The following is a 5,085-nucleotide window of genomic DNA, read 5'->3' on the forward strand; positions in this document are numbered from 1 at the left end:
CTACAATCATCAACGTCTACACTCGACACTCAACCACCGCACGCCCCACGAAACGCGTGCCTGCTACCGTCAAGCCCACGCCCTCGCGGCATGAAACCCCGGTGACCGGTCCCAGGGTGGAACTTCACACCTTCCGGCGGGCGTCACTCACCCAGTTAGCCACATATGTGATCTTCGAGACGGCGGTCAGCATCGGAACGCCCCGAGAGCATGGTGCCGCTCTCGGGCCGTTCCGATGCTGAGTGCTGGGCGACCTGCGCTTTTACTGATCTGGTCCTGTGACGACGCAGTACACATTCGCCTGGTGGTACTCGGTGCCTGACGAATCAACCTGACCGTCGACGTCCACGTCGACCTGATTGCGCCAGGAGATCGACTGGCCTGTCGAGTCGCAGGTTCGGCGCGCCGTCGATCGGTTGTTGCTCTCCGACTTGGGCTTGAGCTGCGTCGAATCCGAACATGCCTTACGGCGGTAGGTGCCGTCGGTGTAGTACTCGTAGAGGCAGTTGTAAACATGAGCGGTGTTTCCCGTGCAATCGCCCTTGTTCCACTGCCCGTGCCCAGAAACATCCGGAGATGACCAGTGAGGGTCGTCAGGCAGGGTGACGGGTGTGCACCCGATCGCCGATGGCGCGTTCCCGCCGTCGTGTTTCCCGTTCGCCGCCGGATCGATCTCTCGGCCGTGCTCGTCGACATAGCGCGCCTGGTCTCCGAGTCCAGAGGGCTCGAGGCCAGGGACGGCATCGGCGTAGGAGACAACACCGTCGACCCGGGCTTGCGCGGCTGCCGGTAAGGTGAGACTGACACCACCGACCGCCACAACTGCCGCGACCGCGACCCGCACGGTCCTCTTTGCGTACCGTTACACTGTGCCTCCCCTGTGGTGGGTGATTTACCGATAGGCAGGGAAACGCTCGGCGGGCATCGCCTGGACCACGTCGAGGCCGACGGTGGCCAGCAGCCTGTCGACGGCAGCTTGGTCAGCGCCTATCCCTGCCCAGTGGGGGTCGACGTCACTGGTGAAACACCACCGGCGATCCGCCGGCCAGACGAAGGCGGGGACCGGAGCGGAATCGCCGTCGAACGGTTCGGCGCGGCCTTCGATGTAGTCCGCGAGCCGGCCGGTGAACAGGACGTACCGACGGTGTGGAACGGTCACCAGCGGGCCCTGCCGCTCGGCCGCCGACAGGGCGCTTCCGGCTACGCCCTCCCAGACGCAAAAGAAGCACTGGTCAGGCGTTGCCGTGAATGGTGCGAGGACGTGCAGCGCGCGTCGCGCCTGCGGCGTCCACAACTCGCGGTCGGCCGGAACATCGGCGTCGGTCTCGCGCTGATCGGGCGACGTCGGATCGGGGATGTACCGCAAGCGGGCATACGCCTCGTAGTCAGCAGGCCCGAACGTGATCAGCTGCTCCACCGGAGTCCGCGAACTCGCGAGCCAGGCCGCAGCGGCCGTGTCTGCCGTATATCTCAGCACCATGTCTCTTGCGGCCCCCGTCGTCGTTGACGTGTTCGTGCTACCGCCGCTCTCACGTTTCCGGAGCTGACGGTACCGTCCGTGCATGCCTGCCCACAATAAGTAATGGTGTCGCCCTCAGTCCGCAATCCGGGCTTGATTCAACGCAGCGAGATCCCGGCCGTGCCAGCGGTGGGGATACATCCACGTCGCGGGCAGCCCGCGGTTCTCGAACGAGACGCCGCGCGGGTCCTGGCCGACGTCGGCCAGGACCCGCCAGCCGACGAGGTCCGCCGAACCTCCGGCCGGCCGCCGTTGTGAACTGTGGGCGGGTGCCTGACGGACGACCGTCAGGCACCGCCCGTGCTCAGCGGTTTGCCGCCGTGGCCTCGGCCAGCCGCAGCGGCCGGTAGCCGTCGGTGTCGAGCTGGGCGAGTTCACCGTCGATGTCGACCGAGTGGGTGCCGTAGAAGTGGACGTTCTCGTGGTGGGTCGGCCAGATGTGCGCCAGCGCCTCGTCGTCAACCTGGCGGTCGTCACGGCGTAACGCGCCGACGGCGAGGCCGTGGTACTCGGTGGACCAACAGACGATCGCGTTGGTGGCCAGGGTCAGGCACCACATCTGCTCGGTCTGCTGCTCGTGGTGGCGGCGGCGTAGCGCTCCCTCGCCGGCGTAGGCGAGGGAGCGGCGCAGGGCGTGCAGGTTCTCGCCCTTGTTGAGCTGCCGGGAAATCCGCCGCCGGTAGGTCTCGTCGGCGAGGTACCGGGCGGCGTAGACCGTGGGGCGCAGCGCCCCGTACTCCTTGATCGCGCTGGTCAGCGCGTTCTGCTGTCGCTTGGAGGAGCACAGCTTCCCGACGACCAGCGCGGCGGTGGCGTGGCCGCCCTGCACCGAGGCGGCGACGCGCAGCAGGTCGTCCCAGGTGCTCGTGATCAGGTCGGTGTTCAGGCGCCGGGTCAGCAGGCCGCCCGCACGTGGGTAGCGGGCGAGGAAGTCGGCGTTCGGGCCGGTCCGGTAGAGGGTGATCTTCCCGAGGTCGCGGATGCGCGGCGAGAGCTGCTTGCCGACCAGGTCGAACAGGGCGAAGTTGGCCAGGGTCGCGCCGTGAGTGTCGGTGGCGTGCTCGAAGGTCGGCAGGTCGGTCTCGTTGCCCAGAAGCCCGTCGAGCACGTAGTGCGACTCCGGCGCGGTCGCCACGATGACCTTCGTGTCGAACGTCGAGTGCTGGTCGGAGACGTGGGTGTAGGTGGAGACACCCTGCCCGCGGGCAAAGTACCGCGACAGGTGCCGGGCGGTGATCGACTTGCCCTTGCCCGGAAACCGCTGCCCGTCCGACGACGACAAGGTGCCCGACCCGAACGCCTGGGTCAGCGGAAGCCGGTGGTGGTAGTTGACCACCGCGGCGTTGGCCGCCTCCAACGTCTCCGGGCGGAAGTACCACTCGGCGGTCCAGGCCAGGACGTCGTACGGCACGCCGCAGGACTCGGCCATCGCCGACAGACCCATGTTCGTCGCCTCGGCGATGATCACGTACAGCAGGTTGCGTTTCAGCTCCGCCGGCCGGCTCACCTTCCCGCCGGCGTGCACCAGGTGATCGGTGAACCCGGTCCGGGCGTCGACCTCCACCAGCACCGACGCGATCGGCACCCTCGGCAGCATCCCGGCCAACTCCGCGCGCAGCGCGTCGGCCTCGGCGGGCACGTCCTCGGCGGTCAACGGCGGGATGATCAGCTCCCCGTCGTCGGTGAGCCGCACCTCACCCGGATTGCCCTTCGCCAACTGCGTCTCCAGATCCGTCAGGGCGGCGTGCAGCTCGTCGTCAGCCTGCGCGAGCGCATCGGCGGCCTCGACCGGTTTACCGACCAGGTGGCAGAACTCCACCTTCTGCGGCGCCCACGCCGCCGGGGTGAGCAGGAACGACGCCGGATCGGCGTACCGCCGCGACCCGGGCACGAACACGTCACCCGAGCGCAGCCCGTCCCGAAGGCCGACCAACACGGCGATCTCCCAATAGCGGCGGTACGCGGTGACGTCACCGGCCTGCTCCGCGACCACGAGGTAGCCGGCCCACTTCGTCGGGACGAACCCGACCGGAGCACCGGCCGGGACCTTGCGGGCACCGGTGGCGTACAGCTCGGCCAGTACGCTCACCGCCTGGAGCAACTGCTCGGTGCCGGGCCCGCCTGCGAACTGGACCGCGCCCAGCACGGCCGGGGCGAACTGACGCAGGTACGACATCGACGCGTCCAACATGCTGAGCTGGCCGTGGTCGCGTGGCAGCCGCTCGCGGCGCTCGGCCCACGCCCCCCGCATCCGGTCCATCCCGATCCGACCGCGCAGGAGCGCGCCGATCTGCTCGTCGCCGATCCCGGTGTCGAGGACGATGGTCAGGATCTCGTCCAGCAGCGCCTGCCGGTTCTCCCCGCCTTTCGCCCGCTCCGCGAGGGCCTCGACGACCTTCTGCTTCGCCGCCGCTTCCCGGCCGCTGATCGCTTGGTCGAACAGCAGCAGCGTCTCGTCCAGCACGTCGACCGCCGACTGCGCCAGCAGGGTCAGCAGGATCGGATACCGGCGCTCCGGCTCGCGCCGCTGCAACGCCTGCCCCGTCAACCGGCGGCCCACCCCGGCCAGGAACCGGCGCCGTTCCGCCGGCAGCATCGACAGATCCAGGGTGTGCGCGTCCAACCGGCGCAGGTAGGTCAGCTTCTCCAGCTCGGCCTTCACCGCGGCTGGGCTCGACGACGTCGGCCCCACACCCAGCCACGCCAGCGGCGTCCGGCCGAGATAGGCGTCCGGGACCAGCAGCAGGTCCAGCTCCGCGCACCGCCGATCGGTCAGCAGATGCCGCACCCGCGACCACGTCTCACCCCGAGCGCGGGCCCGCGCCGCAGCCACCCGCCGCAGCAACAGGATTACCCCCGGCCGCACCACCCGCGACGACAACAGATACTCGCAGGCCAGCCGGAACAGCAGCTTCGGCGAGTCGTGCTCCATCGCCCGGGCGAACAGGAACTCGTCGAGGTCCTTCCACTCGGCGGTGTCCATCGACCGCCAGCCGGCGTAGCCGGCCACCTCCCGCAGATGCCCCGTCCGGGTCTGCTCCCGCTCGCCGTACCCCCGCAGCTCACCCATCGCGATCCCGAGCCGCTGCGACAACCGGCCCACCACGGCCGCCGGTGCCGCCGCGACGTCATCGGGCACGAACCCGAGCCACGGCAGCGTGCACAACTGCACCGCCACACCCAACACGTTGCGGCCCGTACGGAACTGGCGCACGAACGCCTCGTCCGCACCGGTCAACGTGAAGTACCTGATCAGCTCGGCCCGGTTGATCTCCGGGAACCCCCGAAGCCGCACCAGATCCTCTGCCGAGAACACGTCCTGAGTCGCCACAACCCCACCACCCGAGCATCGACCGTCACCGAACGGGACGGCACGCTACGGGCCAGATCAGAGCTTGATCAACCCTCAGTTCTTAGCGATGCTCCTATGCGTCAAGTCCTAGGTTGGAAGCAGTCCCAGCAGGGGTCATGGCTGCGATAGAAGGGCTGTTCAGCAGGGCTGTAAAGACCTCGCGGGCCAGGTATCGCTTGAGGCAGCGGATGATCTCGCGCTTGGTCTTGCCCTC

The 5,085-nt window shown here is 68.5% G+C and carries 3 protein-coding genes and 1 pseudogene; all 4 read right to left on the minus strand.

Annotated features, from left to right (window positions below):
* Positions 1-262 precede the first annotated feature (262 nt).
* Entirely contained in the window at positions 263-844 is a 582-nt protein-coding gene (locus F8271_RS33555; protein ID WP_225854854.1) for a hypothetical protein, read from the minus strand.
* Positions 845-892: 48 nt separating this feature from the next.
* On the minus strand, positions 893-1,417 hold the full coding sequence (locus F8271_RS33560; protein WP_225854855.1) for a hypothetical protein: 525 nt from the start codon (positions 1,415-1,417) through the stop codon (positions 893-895).
* Between the two features lie 406 nt (positions 1,418-1,823).
* Positions 1,824-4,850, minus strand: a complete 3,027-nt coding sequence (locus F8271_RS29795; protein WP_151493142.1) for a Tn3 family transposase — start codon at positions 4,848-4,850, stop codon at positions 1,824-1,826.
* 94 nt (positions 4,851-4,944) lie between these two features.
* Positions 4,945-5,085 (minus strand): annotated as a pseudogene (locus F8271_RS34320) (IS110 family transposase); the annotation flags it as partial.

The sequence above is a fragment of the Micromonospora sp. ALFpr18c genome, assembly GCF_008868155.1.
Classification (GTDB): domain Bacteria; phylum Actinomycetota; class Actinomycetes; order Mycobacteriales; family Micromonosporaceae; genus Micromonospora.